Source organism: Pengzhenrongella sp. (genome assembly GCF_036565025.1).
GTDB lineage: Bacteria > Actinomycetota > Actinomycetes > Actinomycetales > Cellulomonadaceae > Pengzhenrongella.
The window spans coordinates 1-20,228 of record NZ_DATCNW010000117.1 but is presented as its reverse complement, the minus strand read 5'-3'; the positions used below and the strand labels follow the sequence as shown (position 1 = coordinate 20,228).

Below are 20,228 nucleotides of genomic sequence, written 5' to 3'. Positions count from 1 at the left end.
AAGCAGCTCTTCGACCTGTTCAACCTCGAGACCTACGCCCCCAAGCGCTGACATGGGTAATACAAACCGGCCACCCTAAACAGGCACCTGACCTGCACGTTCACGGGCAACGCCCGCGATAGCCAGGAAGGTCCCGCTAGGTTTTGTTGACCGTGCTTCACTCGGGCGATGCAATCCGAGGAGGCCGCGGGACTGGTCATGGAACTCATGGCCACGCGAACCACCCGCGCGCTCGTCGTCGCGCTGGACGGACGGAGCGCGGCCGGGACCAGCACCCTGGCCGCGGCGCTGGGCGTGCGGCTGGCCGCGAGCGTGATCGAGGGTGACGACTTCTACCGTGACCTGCCCGAGCAAGAGCGCTGGGCTCTCGACGCGACGGAGGGCGTCGCGGAGTACTTCGACTGGCAGCGCCTGCGGGGCGAGGTTCTGGTGCCGTTGCGCACCGGGCGCGCCGCGCGGTACCGCCCGTTCAGCTGGACGCCTTCGGGCGGCCTGTCCGACCGGACGGTGACGGTCGCCCCGACGCCCGTCATCATCCTGGAGGGCGTCTACACCGGCCGGCCCGAGCTGCGGGACCTCGTCGACCTGGCCGTCCTGGTGGAGACACCGACGCAGGAGCGGCAACGCCGACAGGTCGCCCGGGGTCACGGGAACGACGCCTGGTGGCCGAGATGGACCGCAGCCGAAGACCACTACTTCACGACGATCTGCCCCCGGCAATCGTTCGACCTCGTGGTCCCCGGAGCCTGACAGGTCGCCCCAACTCCCCGGCCAGACCGCAGACTGCGCACATCCGCAACGCCCGCGCACATCCGATGTGCGCAGGGCGCACGGATGTACGCAGTTTGGCGTTTTGTCGTCGACGCTTCAGGCCGGAACACGCTCTGTGGTGGTCCAGCGGGGGTCGGTGACCGTCACCCGGTGGACCTCGCCATTGAGCTCGAGCGTCGCCTCGGTCTCGCGGGCCTCGCAGGAGGGTCCGACCCAGAGCTCGATCTCGCCGGGCTCGACGATGCGCACCAGGTCGCGGTCGGAGAATGCCAGCCGGGTCGTGGGCACCGTGAACCGCACCGTCGCCGACTCCCCCGGGTCCAGCGCGAGCCGCCGGAACCCGAGCAGCTGGGCCGTCGGGCGGGTGATCGACGCGACGACGTCGTGCCCGTACAGCTGGACGACGTCGACCCCGGCGCGAGCGCCCGTGTTCGTCACCCGCACGGTCGCCACGAACGAGTCCCCCGCTTCGACGGCGCCCTCGACCAAAAGGTCGGTGTGCGTGAACGTCGTGTAGGACAGCCCGTGCCCGAACGGCAGCGCGGGCGCGGTCGCCAGGTTGCTCACGTTCGTCGGACCGCCCAGCGGCGGGTGCAGGTAGGAGTACGGCTGGGCGCCGACCGAGCGCGGCAGGGTCACCGGCAGCCGCCCGGACGGGTTCACCCGCCCGGAGAGCACGCCCGCGATCGCGCCGGCCCCCTCCTCCCCCGGGAAGAACGCCTGCACGACGGCGGCGCACCGCTCGAGCGCCCACGCCACGGCGTACGGCCGCCCGGTGAGCAGCACGAGCACCACCGGCGTGCCGGTCGCGAGCACGGCCTCGACGAGCTCGCGCTGCACGCCCGGCAGCTCGAGGTCGTCCCGGTCGCAGCCCTCCCCGACGGTCCCCCGCCCGAACAGCCCGGCCTGGTCGCCGACGACGACGATCGCCACCGCGGCCTCGCGCGCGGTCCGGGCAGCCTCCGCGATGCCGGACCGGTCGTCGTCGTCCACGGCGCAGCCGCGCGAAAACGTGACCTCGCTGCCATCGAGCTCCGTCCGCAGAGCCTCGAGCACGGTCGGCGCCGCGAAGCCGCGCGGGACGTCCGGGTAGTGGTCGAGCACGTGGTTGGTGAACGAGTAGCACCCGAACAGGGCCTGGGCACGGTCCGCGTTGGGCCCGATCACCGCGACGCGCGGCACGCCACCCGCGCCGCCAACACCCGCGAGCGGCAGCACGCCGTCGTTCGCGAGCAGCACGATCGACTCCTCCGCGAGCGCGGCCGCGATGGCGCGGTGACCGGGCGGGTCGAGGTCGATCGTCCCGGGCGGCTCGGCCTCGAACGTCGCACCGAGCAGCCCGAGCTCGGCCTTCTGGCGCAGCACCCGCAGCACGGCCCGGTCCACCAGGTCCTCCCCGACCTCACCGGCCCGGACCTTCGCGAGCAGCGGGCCGGTGTACGCGTCCCCCGTCGGCAGCTCCACGTCGACCCCGGCCGCGAGCGCCTGCGCGGCGGCGTCGCCGAGGTCGGCGGCGATCCCGTGCAGCGTCTGCAGGAACGCGACCCCGAAGTAGTCCGCGACGACGGTCCCGTCGAAGCCCCAGCGCCCGCGCAGCAGGTCGGTGAGCAGCCGGGCGTCGGCCGCGACCGGCAGCCCGTCGATCTCCGCGTAGGAGTGCATGACGCAGCGCGCGCCGCCGTCGAGCACCGCCATCTCGAACGGGACGAGCAGCACGTCCGCGAGCTCGCGCGGGCCCGCGTGCACGGGCGCCAGGTTGCGCCCGGCGCGCGAGGCCGAGTACCCGACGAAGTGCTTGAGCGTCGCGTGCACGCCCGCCCCCTGCAGCCCGCGCACGTAGCAGGTGCCCAGCGTGCCGACCAGGTACGGGTCCTCGGCGATGCACTCTTCGACGCGCCCCCAGCGGGCGTCGCGGACCACGTCGAGCACGGGCGCCAGGCCCTGATGGACCCCGAGCGCGTGCATCGACTGCCCGATCGCGGCACCCATCGCCTCGACGAGCTCGGGATCGAACGACGCGCCCCACGCGAGCGGGGTCGGGAACGTCGCCGCCTGCCACGCCGCCAGCCCGGTCAGGCACTCCTCGTGCACGATCGCGGGGATGCCGAGCCGGGTCCGGGTGACCAGGGCGCGCTGGGTGTCGCGCAGCCACCGGGCGCGGGTGACCGGGTCGACCGGGGTGCTGCCGTAGACGCGGGTGAGGTGGCCCAGGCCGTGCCGGGTGAACTCCTCGAACGTGGGCGGCGGCGTCATCTCGTCCTGCATGGGCGCGACGGCCGCCGTGCTCTGTGCCTCCCAGAAGCCGACCAGCTGGGCCAGCTTCTCCTCGAGGGTCATCCGTGCGAGCAGGGCACGAGCCGCGCCGTCGGCACCGTCAATGGTCATGAAACGTCCGTTCCGATCGTCGAAGCCCAGCGGCGCGAAATCAACCCTTGACCGCCCCGGTGAGCCCACCCACGATCCGCCGCTCGAACGCCAGGAAGAATGCGAGCGCGGGCAGGATCGACAGCGACGTGAACGCCAGGATCTTCGCGGTGTCCTGGGTGTAGGCGGTCGAGAACGCCGCCACCCCGAGCGGCAGCGTGAACGACGCCGGGTCGTTCAGCACCAGCAGCGGCAGCAAGTACGCGTTCCAGCTGCCCACGAAGGCGAGCACCCCGACCGTGACCAGGCCCGGGCCGGACAGCGGCAGCAGGATCCGCCAGAAGAACCCGACCCTGCTGCACCCGTCGATCACCGCCGCGTCCTCGAGCTCGCCCGGGATGCCCCGGATGAACGGCCGCAGGATGACGATCGTCACCGGCAGCCCGAAGGCGGCCTGCGGCAGGATCACCCCGAGCAGGCTGTCGAGCATGTTGAGGTCGCGCAGCAGCAGGTACAGCGGCAGGATCGCGACCCCGATCGGGAACAGCAGGCCGAGGGTGAACAGCAGGTAGAGCGCCTCGCGCCCCCTGAACGTGTACCGCGAGAGCCCGAACGCGGCCATCACGCCGAGCGCGACGACGAGCAGCGTGGTGCCGACCGCGACGATCGTGCTGTTCGCGACCTGCGTCCAGAACGACGACGACGCGAGCACCTCGAGGTAGTTCTTGGTGATCCACGGGCTCGGCCAGCCGACCGGGTGCGCGGAGACCTGGCCGTTGGTCCGGAAGCCGCCGAGCACGACGTACGCCACCGGCACGATCGTGACCGCGGCGATCATGAGCGCGGTGGCGTAGACCAGCGGCTGGCGCAGGGAGAACCTGGTCATCGCTCAGCCCACCCGTCCGGTGAGCGCGCCCTCGTTGTCGCGGCGCAGCACGAAGCGCTGGTAGATCATCGCGGCGACGAACGAGATCGAGAACAAGATCACGGCGACGGCGGTGCCGTAGCCGAACTGGCCTCGTTGGAAGCCGCGCTCGATCATGTAGGTCGCCATGGTGTTCGACGCGTTGGCCGGCCCGCCCCCGGTCATGATCCACACCAGGTCGAACAGCTGGAGCGAGCCGATCATCGACAGGAACACCCAGATCCGGATGGTCGGAGCCAGCAGCGGCAGGGTGATGCTGCGCTGCGCCTGCCACCAAGAGGCGCCATCGATCGAGGCCGCCTCGTGCAGCTCCTTCGGCACGCCCTGCAGCCCGGCGAGGAACAGGATCATCGCGAAGCCCACGTACTTCCAGCTGATCACGGCGAGCATCGTGAACAGCACGACCTTCGGGTCGGCCAGCCAGAGCTGGGTGAGCCCGCCGAGCCCCAGGCCGTCGAAGATCCGGTCGACCAGGCCCGCCGGCTGGAGCATGAGTAGCCAGATCACGCCCGTGATGACCTCCGACAGCACGTACGGCACGAAGATGATCGTCCGCAGCACCGCGCGCCCGCGCATCTTGCGGTTGAGCAGCAGCGCGAGCCCGAGGGCGACCGGCAGCTGGATGACGATCGAACCCGCGACGATGACCAGGTTGTGGGTCAGTGCGCCACGGAAGGTCGGGTCGGCCAGGGCACGCTGGTAGTTCTCGATGCCCACGAAGTTCGTGAGCGACTCGATCCCGTTCCACTTGAACAGGCTGTAGAACGCGGCGAGCGCGATGGGCAGCAGCACGAAGAGCACGTAGAGCGCGAGCGCCGGCCCGACGAACAGCGCGATCTCGGCACGACGACCCCACCGCGCGCCGGCCGTCGGGCCGCTGCGAACGGTGGCGGCCCTCGGGGCCCGCAGGACCGCCACCTGGCTCACTTGTTCGCGCCCGCGCTCGTGACGGCGTCGACGACGTCCTTCGGCTTGGCGGCACCGGCCAGCTCGAGCGCGACGGCGTCGTTGAGCGCGCCGCCGACGTTGTCGCCGTAGGCGATGTCCAGGTACTGCTGGACATAGGTCGACTTGTCGCGGAACGCGATCAGCGCGGCCATGTTCGGGTCGGTCACGCCCTTCTCGGCGCCCGCCGTGACCGGGAGCCCGACGTTGGTCGCCGCGAACCGGGTCTGCACGTCCACGCTCGAGATGTACGTCAGGAACTTCACGCACTCCGGCGGCGCCTGCGCGGAGCAGGAGAACCCGTCGCCGCCGCCGAGCGCGGCATCCGGGGCGCCCGCGCCGCCGTCGACCCCGGGGAACGCGAACCAGCCGAGGTCGGCCCCGAGTCCCTTGCCATTCGCGGCGAGACCGGTCATGACGCTCGGGTCCCAGTGACCCATGAGCTCCATCGCGGCCTTGCCGTTGGCGACCAGGCCGGCCGAGCTGCCCGCGCCCTGCTGCGCCGAGCCGCCGAGGAAGCCCTCCTGGAACGGCTTCTTCGCGGTCAGCTCCGCGAGCTGCTTGCCGCCTTGGTCCAGCACGCGTCGGAGAAGTCGAAGTCGAGCCCGGCCTGGCGCATGACCTTCTCGCTGCAGTTCCGCAGCGCGAAGTAGTCCCAGTAGAACGCGGCGGGCCACTTGTCCTTGGCGCCGATCGCGATCGGCGTGATGCCCGCGCCCTTGAGCTTGTCGATGGCGGCGTAGAGGTCGTCCATCGTGACCGGCGGGGTGGTGACCCCGGCCTTGGTGAACAGCGCCTTGTTGTACCAGAACCCGACGACGCCGAGCGTGTACGGCAGCCCGTAGGTCTTGCCCTTGACCTGCCAGCCGGCCGCAGAACCGCCGATCGCTGTGAGCTCCGGGGCGACCTTGTCGCTGAGGTCCATCAGCTTGCCCGCGGCCACCTGGTCGGCCATCTGGCCGCCGCCCCACTGCTGGAAGATGTCCGGCGGGTTGTTGGACTGCAGGGCGATCGGGATCTTCGTCTTGAACTGCTCGTTCTGCAGCGGGCTGATCTTGATCTTCACGCCGGGGTTCGCGGCCTCGAACTCGCCGGCGACGTCCTTCCAGAAGCCCAGGATCGGATCGGCCGTGCCGTTGTGCCACTAGGTGAGGGTGACGTCACCGCCGGACTTGCCGCCGTCGGCCGTGCCCCCGCCCGCACCGCACGCAGCCAGCATCGCCACACTCACGCCCAGCGCTACCGCCGCGACTACTCGGTTCCTCGCCATGTTCGCGATCCCATCTGTCTCCGTTGACCTCGATGGCGGCCAGTTTCACCCGAAACATCCGGTCGTGTCAATCGTTATCGACAACGTTATCGAAACGATAGAGTGCGGAACGTGAGTTCCCCACGGAGAGCAACCATCAACGACGTCGCCCGCTCGGCCGGCGTGTCGGTCGCAACCGTCTCCAAGGTGCTCAACGGTCGCTACGGGGTCGCGGTCGCGACCTCCGCCCGCGTCCAGGGGGTCATCGAGGACCTCGGGTACTCCCCGAGCCTCGGGGCGCAGAGCCTGCGCTCACACAAGACCAACGTCATCGGAGTGCTGGTCGCCGAGTTCGAGCCGTTCAGCGCCGAGCTGCTCAAGGGGCTGTCGAGGGCGATCAGGGGCAGCGGGTACGAGCTGCTCGCCTACTCCGGCGGGGGCGGCGGAAACGTCGGCTGGGAGCGCCGCTACCTGTCCCGCCTGAGCGGCACCCTGATCGACGGCGCGATCCTCGTCACCCCCACCGTGGTCGACGGCGAGTACCGCATCCCGGTCGTCGCGGTCGACCCGCACACCGGACCGTCAGACATGCCGACCGTGGACTCCGACAACCTCACCGGCGCGATCCTGGCCACCGAGCACCTCATCGGCCTCGGTCACCGGCGCATCGGGTTCCTCGGCGGACGCCCCGACCTCGAGTCGGCGCGGCTGCGCGAGGAGGGCTACCGCACCGCGCTGGCCCGCGCCGGGATCGCCGTCGACCCCGACCTGATGCGCGTGGCCGACTACCGCGAGGAGTCCGCCGACCTCCCCGCGCGCGAGCTGCTGACAACGGCGCAGCGCCCGACGGCGATCTTCGCCGCCAACGACCTCTCCGCGATCCGGACCATGGACGTCGCCCGGTCACTCGGGCTTCGCGTGCCCGACGACGTGTCGGTGATCGGCTTCGACAACGTCCCCGAGTCCGCGATGACGACCCCGCCGCTGACGACGATCAGCCAGCCCATCCAGCAGATGGGCGTCGAGGCGATGCGGCTCCTGCTCGACCTGATCAACGGGGTCGAGGTGCCCGATCCGCACCGGCAGCTACCGACGGAACTGGTCGAGAGAGGGTCCTGCCGCCGGTTGTAGGTGCGCGTTCGCGAGGTGATCTCAGCGAGCCGGTGAGACGTCGGTGATTGCTGCACCTTTTGGTCGCTCAGATCCGCTACCTTCAGCACGTGCACACTCTTCTTGCGACCCTCAATGACACCGCAACCGCCCCCACGGTCGGCCCGGGGATCTACGTCCTGTACCTCGTCAGCTACCTGATCGGCGGGCTCGCGTACTACGGCATCTTCAAGAAGGCGGGTGAGGACGGCTGGAAGGGCTTCATCCCGATCTGGAACACAGTCATTCTGCTCCAGATCACCGGGAAGCCGATCTGGTGGATCGTGATGTTCTTCATCCCGTTCGCCAACATCGTCTTCGGCATCATGATGCTGAACGCGCTGTCGGTGTCGTTCGGTCACGGCGCCGGCTTCACCGTCGGGCTCATCTTCCTGTCGATCATCTTCCTGTTCATCCTCGGATTCAGCTCCAACACCTACCGCGGCCCGAACGGCATCGGCGCTGCACCCGTCGGATACGCGGCAGCCTGACCACCACCCACCCATCCCTTCCGCCCGTCCTCGGTGCACATCCGTGCACCGAGGACGGGCGGCCGTCGTTGACGAAAGGCTCGTCCATGACCGTCGATTCAGCCCGGACGCCGCCCCAGCTGGCCGCAATCGGCGCCGCCGCGGAGAAGCTCGGCTTCCTGATGTCGTGCGACTTCCCGACGGGCGCCTTGCTGCGCACGCTCGCGGCGTCGAAGCCCGGCGGCCGACTGCTCGAGCTCGGCACCGGTGCAGGCATGTCGACGTCCTGGATCCTGTCCGGCATGACGCCGAGCAGCACGCTGGTGACCGTCGACAACGACGTCGAACTCGTGCACACCGCGGAATCCATTCTCGGCGACGACGCACGGGTCACCTTCGTGACCGCCGACGCCGCGAACTACCTGACGGGCGCGCAAGGTGAAACGTTCGACCTGATCTTCGCGGACACCTGGGCGGGCAAGTTCGAGCAGCTCGACGAGGCACTCGCCCTGCTCGCGCCCGGCGGCCTGTACGTCGTCGACGACCTCGACCCGCAGCCGCAATGGCCCGACGGCCACGCGCCGAAGGTGCCGGTGTTCCGCGAGCGGCTGAACGCTGTTCCGTGGCTCGCCGTCACCCGGTTGGACTGGTCGACCGGCCTGATGATCGCCGCACGGCTGTCCTAGCGCGCAGGTTCCGTGGGGTTGGAACGTTCCCGCGGAAACGTCTCATCTCGAGACCCGAGACGGAATCGTTCACATCCTGCCCCGCGGTCCGGACGTCCCCGTCGGGGCGTTCCCGCGGAAACGCGTATCCACGCTGCGCGTCATCTAAAGTCAGTCCGGTGTCCGCCACTCATCGTGATCCGGTCCGATTGATCGGGGAGCGGGTAGTTCTTCGCGACTGGGTCCCGACCGATCTGGAGCCGCTCCGGAACTGGTTGCAGCCGCACCAGCGTTGGCGGGACACCAACGGCCCATACTTTCCCCGCAAGTCCGCAGCGCAGCAAGACGCTTTCGCGATCACCACTGTGGCGGGGGCCGACCAACCAGATCCGCGCACGAGCCTCGCGGTCGTCGACGCGGTCGACGGCCGGCTGGTCGGGCGGGTCAACTGGTACTGGGAGTGCCAGGAGACCGATTGGCGTCGGATCGCTCTGGCCGTCTACGACCCGGCCCGCTGGGGTCACGGCATCGGTACCGAGGCCTTGGTGCTCTGGACCGGCTACCTGTTCGACCGCACCGATGCCCTGCGCCTGGACTTCGCCACCTACTCCGGCAACCCCGGAATGCTCGCGGTGGGCAGCCGCGCCGGCTACACCGAGGAAGCACGCCTGCGCCAGGCCCGCCGGTGGGCCGGCGGTGTTCACGACGCCGTGATCATGGGCGTCCTGCGCGCCGAGTGGATGACCACCCGCGAGCCGGTGGCCACGCCGAACACCGATGACAGCAGCGTCGCGAATACCGACCCGTGCTAGCGACCCCGACGCCTCGGATCCTGCAGAACGTCCGTGCGGACGAACGTCAGATGGCTACCATCGCGTCATGACCGAGTCCACGCGTTCCACGCCCCCGGTTTCTGATGAGGAATTCATCAAAACGTTCACGCGCATCGGGTTCACGTTCTGTGGCGGACTTGTGCTGGTCCTGGCTCTGGGGGTGTTCTTCATCGCCCCGAACGGGTCGATCCACACCCGAGGCGTGATGATCGGCGTCGCGCTAGGCCTCGTATCGTGGTTCGCGTCTCGATGGATCACGAGTAATGCGGTCTCCAAAGCTGCGAACACCGACCCCAAGAACCAGGCCGGGGCCGGGGCCATCGGCCCCGCCGTGTTCATGGGCATCGCTTTCGCAGACACCCCGGCGCTGGTCGGGCTGGCCCTCGCGTCGACCGACGCCTCGGACATCGGCCCGCTCGTCATCGCGGTGCCGGTCGCGATCGCGGCGATCATCTTTAACGTCTCGGGCCCGGCGGCCCTGCGTCGGCACCTGGACCGCCTGAGGGCGTAGGCAGCGACGGCGACGTCATCCACGCGCCGGAGATCCGGACGGCGCTGGTTGCGGTTTCAGGGCTCGAGACACATCAGTCACGCGCGACGGCCGCTATCCGGCCCTCGGTTTCCTATCTCGACGCGGGCAAGCACCGCTCGCGCCCCACGCACGCGCAAGAAGATCGCCACGGCCAGCGAGAACGTGCAGAGGCCCAGCACGGCGAACATGCTGCGGAACCAGATCTCTACGTGATGATCGGAGACGGCATTGAGGAGTTGGAGCGGACCGTTGATCGCGAAGATCAGGGCGAGCCAGCGAAGTCTCACGGAATTCCGCGCCTGCTCGATGGTGCGGGAGCGATCCGGTTCGTCCTCCGGCAAGATTCCGCGGCGGACGTTGCGGGCAGCCTGACGCCGTGCCGACCAGGGGACGACAACCGCGGCCTCCGGTGCGTTGATCGTGAGCACCACCCTCGATTGTCCTTCGCGGACCTGCGGTCGGACGGTAGCACCGCAGGAACGCGATGGCCGAATTGTCCGTTGTACCGGCGCCATCGCTGCTGTGAGTCCGCACCGCTGAGGAAGACCTCATCGAGGATGACGTGGGCGCCCGCATGGGCCATCGCCGCGACGCCCTCGATCCATGCCGCCTCCAGCGTTCGGAACGCCGGCCCGACGATCACCTCTCCGTCGGGGGCGAACTCGATCCCGCCCTCCGACGCGGGCATGGACGCCGGCATTGCCTCAACGAGCGTGTCAGTCCCGAAGGCCAGCCACGGATCCGGCAGGACTGCCTGCAGACACCGAACGATTCCGGACTTCCCCGAACTGGAACCACCGTTGAGAACGATCACGTGGGTCATTACGGCGCCGAGGTCTCGACAGCAGACTGCGCACATCGCTGACGCCTGCGCACATCCGATGTGCGCAGTGCTCACGGTTGTGCGCAGTCTGCGGAATCCGATTGGGCTCAGGGGGCGTTGCCTGCCTGGAGCGCCAACCAGAGGTCCACTCGGTCCGGGGTCGAGTCGAGCTTGCGACCGGTCAGCGCCTCGATGCGCTCCAGCCGGTTCCGCAGCGTGTTCACATGCACGTGCAGCAGCGCCGCGGTCTGGTTCCACTTCCCGCCCGTCTCCAGGAACGTCCGCAGCGTCGCGGCGAGATCGCCGCCGTGCAACGCGTCGTGGTCCTCGATCGGGGTGAGCAGCGACTCGCAGAAGGCGTCGAGGACGTCCTGATCCTGCAGCGCGAGCAACAGCGAGTGGCTGCCGGTCAGGTCGTGGGAGACGACCGCGCCGTCACCACGCCGCCGGGCGAGCTCGCACGCGTGCCGCGCCTGGACCAGGCTGCGGCGCAGGCCCGACACGTCGTCGGCCACCGAGCCCGTGCCGACGGCGGTCGCGCCCACCGCGGCCGCGAGGGACTTCGCCGTCGGCACGACCTCGAGCGGCCCGTCCGGGCCGGCGCCGGACAGCACCAGCATCAGCTCGTCGCCGCGCAGGGCGACCACGCCCTTGATCGTGCTCTCGGCGAGCCAGCGCTCGGCCGACTCGAGCGCGTGCTCGCGCTCGCCGACCGCGCACACCAGCGACAGCAGCGGGCGGGCCGGGTCGAGCCCGTAGTACGGCATGCGCGTCGCGGCGACCTCGATCTGGCGGCCGAGAACCAGCGAGACCACCTCCCCGGCGAGGCGTCGCTCGGACTCCCGGACGGCGCGTGCGCCGGCGAGGATGAGCCCGACGACGGGCCGGGCGGCATCGATCCGCGAGCGCGTCTCGAGGTCGTCCGCCGGCGCCGCGACGGCGATCGACGCGACGCGCACTCCCCCGGCGTCGATGCCCTGGACCGACCAGCCGTCCACCGGTTCCCGGCCGGCGGTGGCCAACGCCGCATGCCGCGCGGCGATCTCGGAGATCGCCCCCGCCCGGGCGAGCAGCCGGCCCGCTCCGTCGGCGATCCAGACGTCGTGCCGGGTCGACTCGGCATCGGCCTGCGCGTATCGGCCGCGGTCGGCTCCTTGGTCATGATCCTGATGTGGGCCGCGGAGTGGCCGCTGCAGGCCGGATCGACCAACCCGCTCGTCGACTACCACATCATCTACGCCCTCGCGCTGATCACCTTCGCGGTGCTGCTCGCGGGCGACACCTGGGGGCTCGGAGCCCGGTGGTCGCAGCTCCCGATCGTGCGGCGGATGTCCTGGCTGCGCTGAGCGCAGATCGCACCTGGGCCGCGCAACCCCACAGGGGGTGCGCGGCCCTCGTCGCACGTGATTCGCGCGCGGAAAAGTGCTCGCAGCAGCCTATGGACACGATGGGGCGCACCTGAGGAACCTTGTAGGTGTCAGGCTCGGTTCCAGATGCACCAAGGAGGCATCTGACATGTCCACCACACACCCGCCGGATCGCCGAACGGCTCGCCCGACCACCCTCATCGAGGATGACCTCGTCACGTCGGCGCGCGGGCGGCACTGGCTAGCCGTGACCCGGCTCGCCATCGGCTTCACGTTCCTGTGGCCATTCCTCGACAAGACGTTCGGACTGCACTACAGCACGGGCGCCCCCACCCTGTCGTGGCTCGACGGCGGCACGCCGAGCCAGGGCTACCTCACGTCGCTGACCCGCGGACCGTTCAAGGACTTCTTCGCGAACATCGCGGGCCCGGTGACCGACTGGCTGTTCATGCTCACCCTGCTCGGCCTCGGCCTGGCACTGATCCTCGGCATCGGCCTGCGCGTCTCGGCCGTCGTCGGCCCCATCCTGATGCTCCTCATGTGGGCCGCCGAGTGGCCGTTCTCGCAGGGTTCGACGAACCCTGTCATCGACTACCACCTCATCTACGCCCTGGTGGTGATCGTCTGCGCGGTGCTGCTCGCGGGCGACACCTGGGGCCTCGGACGCCGATGGGCCGCCCTCGGCGTCGTCCAGCGCCAGCCCTGGCTGCGCTGAGACCACGCACAGCGAGGGCCGCGCACCCCATGGGGTTGCGCGGCCCTCGCTGCGAGTCGGCCAGTGCTGCGTTAGTGCACGACGGCGGCCTCGGCCGTCGTCTCCGCACCGTGGTGGATGTGCCGGGACACCCACGGCGCGAGCGCGAACAGCGCGAGCCCGCTCGCGAGCGCGACGACGCCGATCCCACCGAAGTAGACCGTGTCCGACGTGCCCTCGGTGGCGGTGACGAGCTGGGCGGTGATCGCCTGGCCCGCGGCGGGGGCGAGGAACCACAGCGCCATCGCCTGGCCCCGGAACGCCCGGGGCGCGAGCAGGGTGGTCGCGGCGAGGCCGACCGGGGACAGGCACAGCTCCCCGAGGGTCTGGATCACGTAGACCACGATCATGACCCACGCCGGGGACTTGCCGGATCCGGCGAGGGCCGAGGCCCCGGCGAGGAACAGGAACGACAGCGCGGCGAGGGTCAGCCCGATGGCGAACTTCGCCGCGGTCGCCGGCGGCCGGTCCAGCTTGACCCACAACCACGCGAAGACCGGCGCGAGCAGCACGATCGCGGCCGGGTTGACCGACTGGAACAGCTCGGGAGCGACCGTCCAGCCCAGGACCGAGAGCTGCGTCCGGTCGGCGGCGTAGCTCGCGAGCGTGGTCGCCGCCTGCTCGAAGATCATCCAGAACAGCATCGCGGAGATGAACAGCGGGATGTACGCCATCAGCCGGGAGCGCTCGTTCGAGGTGACCTTGGGCGAGCGGAACATCACGACGAAGTACGCCACGGGCGCCGCGAAGGCGAGCACCGAGAGCGTGTCGATCATCGTCGTGACACCGAACGCGCCGGACACGATCCGGGCGGTCAGCAGCACAGCGACGATGACACCGACGATGACCAGGCCGGTGCGGATGAGCGCCGGTCGCTCGGCCGGCGTCAGCGGGTTGGGTGCGGCCTTGCCCGCCTCGCCGAGCATGCGCCGGCCGGCGACGAAGAAGACCAATGCGATCGCCATGCCGACCGCGGCGCACGCGAATCCGGCGTGGTACCCGCCGGCAGCGCGGGCCACCCCGACGACGATCGGCGCGACGAGCGAGCCGATGTTGATGCCCATGTAGAAGATGGAGAAGCCCGAGTCCCGGCGCCCGTCCTCACGCTCGTAGAGCTCACCGACCATGCTCGAGACGTTGGGCTTGAGCAGCCCGGTCCCGAGCGCCACCAGGATGATGCCGAGGTAGGAGAAGCCGGCACCCGGCACCGCCAGGCACACGTGCCCGGCCGCGATGACGAGACCGCCGTACAGCGTCGAGCGGCGCGCTCCGAGCACTCGGTCCGCGAGCCAGCCGCCGACCACGGAGAGCAGGTAGACCGAGGTGCCGTAGATCGAGACGACCGCCAGACCGGTGGTCTGCCCGATCCCGAGGCCGCCGTTCTTGACCGCATCGGTCAAGTAGTACAGCAGGATGGCGCGCATCCCGTAGTAGCTGAACCGCTCCCACAATTCGGTGGTGAAGAGCGTCATCAGGCCGAGGGGGTGTCCGAAGAATCCGCGCGAGCGCGGAACCCTGCTCGGGACTGGCTGGGGTGGTGCCAGGTTCTGAGTCATTCTGACTATGGTCCACCATGGAAGTGCAAGTGGTTACCAACCAGTAGTCATGGGATCATTCCGCGAGCGCGCGGTACTCCTCCTCGAGGATTCCCATCACGATCGCGTCGCTGAACCGGTCGTCGACCCGGTACGCCTCGCGCAGGCGCCCCTCGACGACGAAGCCCATGCCCTCGTAGAGCGCTTGTGCGCGCGGGTTGATCGCGAGCACGTCCAGCCCGACCCGGTGCAGCCCGAGACCGTCGAACGCGAGCTCGAGCACGAGGCCGATCGCCTCGCTCCCGAGCCCGCGCCCGCGCGAGCCCGGCCGCATGACAAGCCGCAGCACGGCGTTGCCGCGGGCCTCGTCGATCTCGCTCAGCACGATCTCGCCGAGGCACTCGTCCGAGTCGCCCGCCGTGACCGCCAGGTCGATCCGGCCGTCCTGGTCCGACACCGACTCGCACCAGGCTTCGACCAGCGCACGGGTGTGCATCACCGAGCGGCCCGTGACGCGGCGCCCCACGGGGTCGCTGTCGATCTCCCAGAGTGCGTCCGCGTCGCGGGCAGCGATCGGGCGCAGCCGGACGAGCTCCCCCTGCAGGGACGGCTTGAGCATCTCAGAATCCCCCGTCAGTCGGATCGGGCGCTCGACGACATTGAGCGCTCGACGAAAATCAGCCCTCGACGCCGAGCTTCTCGAGGATCAGTGCGCGGACGCGTCCGGCGTCGGCCTGGCCGCGGGTCGTCTTCATGACCCCGCCGACGATGCTCCCGACGGCCTTGATCTTGCCGCCGCGGATCTTCTCGGCGACGTCGGGCTGGGCGGCCAGCGCCTCGTCGATCGCGGCGAGCAGGGCGCCGTCGTCGGATACGACCCCGAGGCCGCGCTCGACGAGGACCTCCTCCGGGGTGCCCTCCCCGGCGAGCACGCCCTCGAGCACCTGGCGTGCGAGCTTGTCGTTGATCCGGCCGCTGTCGATGAGCTGCTGCAGCTCGCCGACCTGGGTCGGGGTGATCGGCAGGTCCTCGAGCTCGCCGTCCGTCCCCTTCACCACGCGGGCCAGCTCGCCCATCCACCACTTGCGGGCCGACGCCGGGCTGGCGCCCGCGGCGATCGTCGCCTCGATCAGCTCGACCGCACCCGCGTTGACCACGTCGCGCATCTCGGCGTCGGCGTAGCCCCAGTCGGTCTGCAGCCGACGACGGCGCGCGACCGGCATCTCGGGCAGCGCGGCGCGGATCTCCTCGACCCACTCGCGGCTCGGCGCGATCGGCAGCAGGTCCGGCTCGGGGAAGTACCGGTAGTCGTCGGCGTCGGACTTGATCCGGCCCGCCGTCGTCGTGCCGGTGTCCTCGTGCCAGTGCCTGGTCTCCTGGGTGACCGTGCCGCCCGCGGCGAGGATCGCCGCCTGGCGGGAGACCTCGTAGCGCATCGCGCGCTCGACGGACCGGAACGAGTTCACGTTCTTGGTCTCGGTGCGCGTGCCCAGCGGCGAGTCGGGCGTGGCGCGCAGGGACAGGTTGACGTCGGCGCGCACGTTGCCGCGCTCCATGCGGGCCTGGGAGACCCCGAGCGCCCGGAAGATGTCCCGCAGCGACTGCACGTACGCCCGCGCGATCTCCGGGGTGCGCGCCCCCGCGCCCTCGATCGGGCGGGTGACGATCTCCACGAGCGGGATCCCGGCGCGGTTGTAGTCCACCAGGGAGTACTCGGCGCCCTGGATGCGGCCGGTCGCGCCGCCGACGTGGGTGTTCTTGCCCGCGTCCTCCTCCATGTGCGCCCGCTCGATCTCCACGCGGAAGATCGTGCCGTCCTCGAGTTCGACGTCGAGGTGCCCGTCGAACGCGATCGGCTCGTCGTACTGGGACGTCTGGAAGTTCTTCGGGACGTCCGGGTAGAAGTACTGCTTGCGGGCGAACCGGCAGGTCTCGGCGATCTGGCAGTTCAGGGCCAGACCGATCCGGATCGCGTACTCCACGGCGGTGCCGTTGACGACCGGCAGCGAGCCGGGCAGCCCGAGCGAGGTCGGCGAGACGGCCGTGTTGGGCTCGGCGCCGAAGACCTGCGGTGCGGAGTCGAACATCTTGGTGCGGGTGCCGAGCTCGACGTGCACCTCGATCCCGAAGACCGGGTCGAAGCGCTTGACGGCGTCGTCGTAGTCGATCAGGTCGACGGACCCGTTGGTGGTGGTGCTCATGGTGCGATCTCCAACTCGGGTGCCTGCAACAACAGAGGGCCACCCCAGCGCGCCTCGAGCAGCGACTCGAGGGCGGCGCCGACGCGGTACAGCCGGTCGTCGGCCTTCGCCGGGGCGAGGATCTGGAAGCCGACGGGCAGGCCGTCGTCGGACAGTCCGGCGGGCACGGACATGCCGGGCACCCCGGCGAGGTTCGCCGGGATGGTGGCGACGTCGTTGAGGTACATCGCGAGCGGGTCCTCGAGCTTCTCACCGAGCTTGAACGCGGTGGTCGGCGCGGTCGGGGAGACCAGCACGTCGGCCTTCTCGAACGCCGCGTTGAAGTCGCGCTGGATGAGCGTACGGACCTTCTGCGCGCTGCCGTAGTAGGCGTCGTAGTAGCCGGCCGACAGGGCGTAGGTGCCCAGGATGATGCGGCGCTTGACCTCGTCGCCGAAGCCCGCGCCGCGGGTCGCGGACATGACGCGCTCCGCGGTGGCGGCGAGCCCGTCGCTGCCGTCCGGGGTGACGCGCAGGCCGAAGCGCATGCCGTCGAACTTCGCCAGGTTGCTCGAGGCCTCGGCGGGCAGGATCAGGTAGTACGCGCCGAGCGCGTAGGTGAAGTGCGGGCAGGAGACCTCGACGATCTCGGCGCCCGCCTGCTCGAGGAGCTTGAGGGACTCGCTGAACCTGGCGCGCACGCCCGGCTGGTAGCCGTCGCCGTCGAGCTCCTTGACGACCCCGACGCGCACGCCGGTGAGGTCGCCGCCGGCGCCCAGGCGTGCGGCGTCGACCAGCGCCGGCAGGGGCTCGGGGATCGAGGTGGAGTCGCGCGGGTCGTGGCCGCCGATGAGCTCGTGCAGCAGGGCCGCGTCGAGCACGGTGCGGGTGACCGGACCGGCCTGGTCCAGGCTCGACGCGAGCGCGATCAGGCCGTAGCGCGAGACGCTGCCGTAGGTGGGCTTGACCCCGATCGTGCCGGTGACCGCGGCCGGCTGGCGGATCGATCCTCCCGTGTCGGTGCCGATCGCGAGCGGCGCCTCGTAGGCCGCGACCGCCGCGGCGGACCCGCCGCCGGAGCCGCCGGGGATCCGGTCGAGGTCCCACGGGTTGTGCGTGTTGCCGTAGGCGGAGTGCTCGGTACTGGACCCCATGGCGAACTCGTCCATGTTGGTCTTGCCGAGGATCGGCAGGCGGGCTGCCTTGATCTTCGTGATCAGCGTCGCGTCGTACGGCGGGATCCAGCCCTGCAGGATCTTGGACCCGGCCGTCGTCGGGACGCCCTTGGTCACCACGATGTCCTTGATCGCGATCGGGACGCCGGCGAGCGGGTGCAGCTCCTCGCCCGCGGCGCGGCGCGTGTCCACGTCGCGCGCGGTGGTGAGCGCGCGGCGCCCGCTGAGGTGCAGGAACGCGTGCACGGCCGGCTCGACGGCGGCGATGCGATCCAGGTGCGCCTTGGTCGCCTCCTCGCTCGAGACCTCACCGGCGGTGAGCTTGGCGGCGAGGGCGGCGGCGGAGAGCCGGATCAGCTCCGTAGTCATCAGTCCTCCTCGAGGATCTGCGGGACGAGGAAACGGCCCTCTTCGGAGGCGGGCGCGGACGCCATGACGTCGGCGACGGGCAGCGACGGCTCGGGGACGTCGGCGCGGAAGACGTTGGTCATCGGCAGCGGGTGGCTCGTGGCGGGCACGTCCGGGGTCGCGACCTCGCTCACCCGGGCGACCGCCTGGACGATGACCTCGAGCTCGCCCGCGAGGCGCTCGATCTCGGCGCCCGTCAGGTCTATCCGGGCCAGCCCGGCTACGCGTGCGACCTCGTCGCGAGAGATGGTGGACATGGGTCGAAGTCTAGACGTCGGGGTTGCGGGGCCGATGCGGCGTAGCGTGCGGGAGGTGTCCTCGAGCCCCGAGCAGATGATGGCCGCCGTCACCGAGTCGATGCGCGAGCGCACCGGGAGGGGCCTCGACGAGTGGGTCGCGCTCGTAGGCGCGTCCGGTGTGGACCCGCTCGACCAGAACGCGGTGCGGCGCTGGCTGCGGGACGTGCGGAGCGAGGGGCGCAGCACGTACGTCCCGTTCGTGCGCGGCCGGCAGTTCGCGGCGGTCGCGTCCGCGACGGCGAAGCGGGTCGACGTCGGGCTGCGAATCACCGACGCCGCGGAGAGCTCTCGGCTCAGCTCGGCCAAGGCGCCGGGGCAGGCCACGCACAAGGTGTCCCTGACCGCCGTCGGACAGGTGGACGCTGAGCTGATCGGGCTGATCCGGCGCGCGTACGAGCAGAGTCCCTGAGGCCCGCCCGGACCGATACGTCAGTTGCTCGGCTCGCCGACGGCCGACTGCACGAGCGCGAGCAGGGCGTGGGCGTACGCGTCGTCGGGCGACCGTGCCTCGAAGATCTCCTCCCGGCCCGACGACGACTGCGTCGTCACCAGGTAGAAGCCGTCGACCACGACGAGGGACCGGAAGGTGCCGCCGAGCATGGACCGGAGCTGGTCCTCGCGCGGGAGCCACAAGGCGTCTTCCTTGTCCACGGAATCGAGAGCCCATTCGGTGGTCCCGTTGAAGCCGAGGACCGTGCCCGACGCGAAGTCGTGCGCCTCGACCATCATGTCGCTGATCGTGAAGACGTCGGCCTTGAGCTCGGGTTGCAGGATCGTGAAGCGATCGCCCGAGCGTGGGTGCCAGCGCACGCCGGCGTCGCGGAGCTTCGAGGCAAGATCGGTTGAGATCATCACTCCATTATTGGCCCGCTCGGGCACTGTTCGCAGTGATTGGGAGGGGGCAGGCGGCCGCGGGGGGCGGTGAGCGCTCGGGCGGGGGCGGTGAGCGCCGTCGTGCGAGCCGCCGCGTCAGGCGGCGATCGTGTCGAGTTCCGCGACCGCGTCGGCGGGGCGGCAGGGCCGCACCGGCGACGTTCTCACGCAGGTGCTCGGCCGACGACGTCCCGGGGATGAGCAGGATGTTCGGTGACCGCTGCAGCAGCCAGGCCAGCGCGACGGCCATCGGGCTCGCGTGCAGACGTGTGGCCAGGCGGCTGAGGGTGTCGGACTGGAGCGGCGTGAATCCGCCCAGCGGGAAGTACGGGACGGAGGCGATGCCCTGCTCGGCGAGGGAGTCGACCAACGCGTCGTCGCCGCAGTTGGCGATGTTGTAGAAGTTCTGCACGCACACGACCGGCGCGATGGATTGAGCCTCGGCGACCTGCTCGGCGATCACCGTGCTCAGCCCGAGGTGCCTGATGAGCCCCTCCTGCTGCATCTCGGCGAGGGTCGTGTATGGCTCGGCAAGGGACCCCGGGGTGGGGCTGGAGAATCCTTCGATGCGCAGGTTGACGACATCGAGGGTCTCGAGGCCGAGGTTGGTCAGGTTGTCCCGGACGGCCTGCCGGAGCTGATCGGGGGCGAGCGCCACCCGCCAGCCGCCAGCTGCGTCGCGCAGGGCGCCGACCTTGGTAACGAGCGGATGTTTGCGCCTCGATGTCGCGCGCCGAGTGGGCTCGCCGGAGGATGTCAGTGGCTCGGTCTATCGTGTACACATGTTCGAAAACGAGGGTTTCGAGGTGGGGAACGAGGCTTCCGGCGAGCCGAGCACCGGTACGTCGCAAGATGCGGGCGGGCGCTTGGGGTCGAGTGTGGATCTGGTGTTGGAGCGTCTGTTCAAGGGG

23 protein-coding genes and 2 pseudogenes are annotated in these 20,228 nt (G+C 70.1%); 9 read left to right on the top strand and 16 right to left on the bottom strand.

From position 1 onward, the window contains the following. The first annotated feature begins 168 nt into the window (after positions 1-168). Entirely contained in the window at positions 169-750 is a 582-nt protein-coding gene (locus VIM26_RS06685) for a hypothetical protein (RefSeq protein WP_331949572.1), read from the top strand. 117 nt (positions 751-867) lie between these two features. On the opposite strand, the gene VIM26_RS06680 is transcribed toward VIM26_RS06685, so the two are convergent. The 6 genes from VIM26_RS06680 to VIM26_RS06655 form a co-directional block, all read right to left on the bottom strand. Then, positions 868-3,156: a glycoside hydrolase family 3 N-terminal domain-containing protein gene (locus tag VIM26_RS06680; protein WP_331949571.1), complete on the bottom strand. Its 2,289-nt coding sequence runs from the start codon at positions 3,154-3,156 to the stop codon at positions 868-870. 40 nt (positions 3,157-3,196) lie between these two features. Continuing rightward, positions 3,197-4,021 (bottom strand): carbohydrate ABC transporter permease, encoded by an 825-nt coding sequence (locus VIM26_RS06675; protein ID WP_331949570.1) that lies wholly within the window; start codon positions 4,019-4,021, stop codon positions 3,197-3,199. A 3-nt stretch (positions 4,022-4,024) separates the two neighbouring features. Beyond that, the gene (locus tag VIM26_RS06670; protein WP_331949569.1) at positions 4,025-4,987 is read right to left on the bottom strand and encodes a sugar ABC transporter permease; all 963 of its coding nucleotides are present in this window, start codon (positions 4,985-4,987) and stop codon (positions 4,025-4,027) included. Further along, entirely contained in the window at positions 4,984-5,586 is a 603-nt protein-coding gene (locus VIM26_RS06665; protein ID WP_331949568.1) for an extracellular solute-binding protein, read from the bottom strand. The genes VIM26_RS06670 and VIM26_RS06665 overlap by 4 nt, the downstream gene beginning before the upstream one ends. Further along, entirely contained in the window at positions 5,550-6,071 is a 522-nt protein-coding gene (locus VIM26_RS06660; protein ID WP_331949567.1) for an extracellular solute-binding protein, read from the bottom strand. Before VIM26_RS06660 ends, VIM26_RS06665 begins: the two co-directional genes overlap by 37 nt. Before the next feature lie 78 nt (positions 6,072-6,149). After that, positions 6,150-6,275 carry a hypothetical protein gene (locus VIM26_RS06655; RefSeq protein ID WP_331949566.1) on the bottom strand — a complete coding sequence of 42 codons (126 nt, stop codon included), beginning with the start codon at positions 6,273-6,275 and terminating at the stop codon, positions 6,150-6,152. Positions 6,276-6,386: 111 nt separating this feature from the next. Here VIM26_RS06655 and VIM26_RS06650 point away from each other — a divergent pair, with 111 nt between their 5' ends. From VIM26_RS06650 to VIM26_RS06630, 5 genes are all read left to right on the top strand, one after another. Then, positions 6,387-7,385 carry a LacI family DNA-binding transcriptional regulator gene (locus VIM26_RS06650; protein ID WP_331949565.1) on the top strand — a complete coding sequence of 333 codons (999 nt, stop codon included), beginning with the start codon at positions 6,387-6,389 and terminating at the stop codon, positions 7,383-7,385. Positions 7,386-7,474: 89 nt separating this feature from the next. Further along, positions 7,475-7,894: a DUF5684 domain-containing protein gene (locus VIM26_RS06645; RefSeq protein ID WP_331949564.1), complete on the top strand. Its 420-nt coding sequence runs from the start codon at positions 7,475-7,477 to the stop codon at positions 7,892-7,894. A gap of 86 nt (positions 7,895-7,980) precedes the next feature. Further along, positions 7,981-8,559, top strand: a complete 579-nt coding sequence (locus VIM26_RS06640; RefSeq protein WP_331949563.1) for an O-methyltransferase — start codon at positions 7,981-7,983, stop codon at positions 8,557-8,559. Further along, positions 8,496-9,350: a GNAT family protein gene (locus VIM26_RS06635; protein ID WP_331949562.1), complete on the top strand. Its 855-nt coding sequence runs from the start codon at positions 8,496-8,498 to the stop codon at positions 9,348-9,350. Before VIM26_RS06640 ends, VIM26_RS06635 begins: the two co-directional genes overlap by 64 nt. Before the next feature lie 67 nt (positions 9,351-9,417). Continuing rightward, on the top strand, positions 9,418-9,882 hold the full coding sequence (locus VIM26_RS06630; RefSeq protein WP_331949561.1) for a hypothetical protein: 465 nt from the start codon (positions 9,418-9,420) through the stop codon (positions 9,880-9,882). A gap of 77 nt (positions 9,883-9,959) precedes the next feature. Here the strand turns inward: VIM26_RS06630 and VIM26_RS06625 are convergent, their stop codons facing one another. The 3 genes and pseudogenes from VIM26_RS06625 to VIM26_RS06620 form a co-directional block, all read right to left on the bottom strand. Continuing rightward, positions 9,960-10,334, bottom strand: a complete 375-nt coding sequence (locus VIM26_RS06625; RefSeq protein ID WP_331949560.1) for a hypothetical protein — start codon at positions 10,332-10,334, stop codon at positions 9,960-9,962. Positions 10,335-10,417: 83 nt separating this feature from the next. Further along, positions 10,418-10,726, bottom strand: a pseudogene (locus VIM26_RS27000) (phosphotransferase-like protein); the annotation flags it as partial. 107 nt (positions 10,727-10,833) lie between these two features. Then, complete coding sequence (locus tag VIM26_RS06620; RefSeq protein WP_331949559.1) at positions 10,834-11,748, bottom strand: PucR family transcriptional regulator; 915 nt, start codon at positions 11,746-11,748, stop codon at positions 10,834-10,836. 81 nt (positions 11,749-11,829) lie between these two features. Between VIM26_RS06620 and VIM26_RS06615 the strand changes: the two genes are divergently transcribed. Both VIM26_RS06615 and VIM26_RS06610 read left to right on the top strand, forming a co-directional pair. Further along, on the top strand, positions 11,830-12,072 hold the full coding sequence (locus tag VIM26_RS06615) for a hypothetical protein (RefSeq protein ID WP_331949558.1): 243 nt from the start codon (positions 11,830-11,832) through the stop codon (positions 12,070-12,072). Positions 12,073-12,241: 169 nt separating this feature from the next. Then, positions 12,242-12,808 carry a DoxX family protein gene (locus tag VIM26_RS06610; protein ID WP_331949557.1) on the top strand — a complete coding sequence of 189 codons (567 nt, stop codon included), beginning with the start codon at positions 12,242-12,244 and terminating at the stop codon, positions 12,806-12,808. Between the two features lie 71 nt (positions 12,809-12,879). Here the strand turns inward: VIM26_RS06610 and VIM26_RS06605 are convergent, their stop codons facing one another. The 5 genes from VIM26_RS06605 to gatC are packed head-to-tail and all read right to left on the bottom strand — an operon-like array spanning position 12,880 to position 18,402. Then, positions 12,880-14,403, bottom strand: coding sequence for a peptide MFS transporter (locus VIM26_RS06605; protein WP_331949556.1), 1,524 nt, complete (start codon positions 14,401-14,403; stop codon positions 12,880-12,882). A 55-nt stretch (positions 14,404-14,458) separates the two neighbouring features. Next, complete coding sequence (locus tag VIM26_RS06600) at positions 14,459-15,001, bottom strand: GNAT family protein (protein ID WP_331949555.1); 543 nt, start codon at positions 14,999-15,001, stop codon at positions 14,459-14,461. Positions 15,002-15,059: 58 nt separating this feature from the next. Continuing rightward, entirely contained in the window at positions 15,060-16,583 is a 1,524-nt protein-coding gene (gene gatB, locus VIM26_RS06595; protein WP_331949554.1) for an Asp-tRNA(Asn)/Glu-tRNA(Gln) amidotransferase subunit GatB, read from the bottom strand. Beyond that, a complete protein-coding gene (gene gatA, locus VIM26_RS06590) occupies positions 16,580-18,106 on the bottom strand; it encodes an Asp-tRNA(Asn)/Glu-tRNA(Gln) amidotransferase subunit GatA (protein WP_331949553.1) in 1,527 nt (508 codons plus the stop codon). Before gatA ends, gatB begins: the two co-directional genes overlap by 4 nt. Then, positions 18,106-18,402, bottom strand: coding sequence for an Asp-tRNA(Asn)/Glu-tRNA(Gln) amidotransferase subunit GatC (gatC, locus tag VIM26_RS06585; RefSeq protein ID WP_331949552.1), 297 nt, complete (start codon positions 18,400-18,402; stop codon positions 18,106-18,108). The genes gatA and gatC overlap by 1 nt, the downstream gene beginning before the upstream one ends. Positions 18,403-18,457: 55 nt before the next feature. Between gatC and VIM26_RS06580 the strand changes: the two genes are divergently transcribed. Then, positions 18,458-18,853, top strand: a complete 396-nt coding sequence (locus tag VIM26_RS06580; RefSeq protein ID WP_331949551.1) for a DUF5655 domain-containing protein — start codon at positions 18,458-18,460, stop codon at positions 18,851-18,853. A gap of 20 nt (positions 18,854-18,873) precedes the next feature. Here VIM26_RS06580 and VIM26_RS06575 read toward each other — a convergent pair whose 3' ends face one another. Both VIM26_RS06575 and VIM26_RS06570 read right to left on the bottom strand, forming a co-directional pair. Next, the gene (locus VIM26_RS06575; protein ID WP_331949550.1) at positions 18,874-19,296 is read right to left on the bottom strand and encodes a pilus assembly protein CpaE; all 423 of its coding nucleotides are present in this window, start codon (positions 19,294-19,296) and stop codon (positions 18,874-18,876) included. Between the two features lie 117 nt (positions 19,297-19,413). After that, positions 19,414-20,023: pseudogene (locus VIM26_RS06570) on the bottom strand (oxidoreductase); the annotation flags it as partial. Between the last annotated feature and the right edge of the window lie 205 nt (positions 20,024-20,228).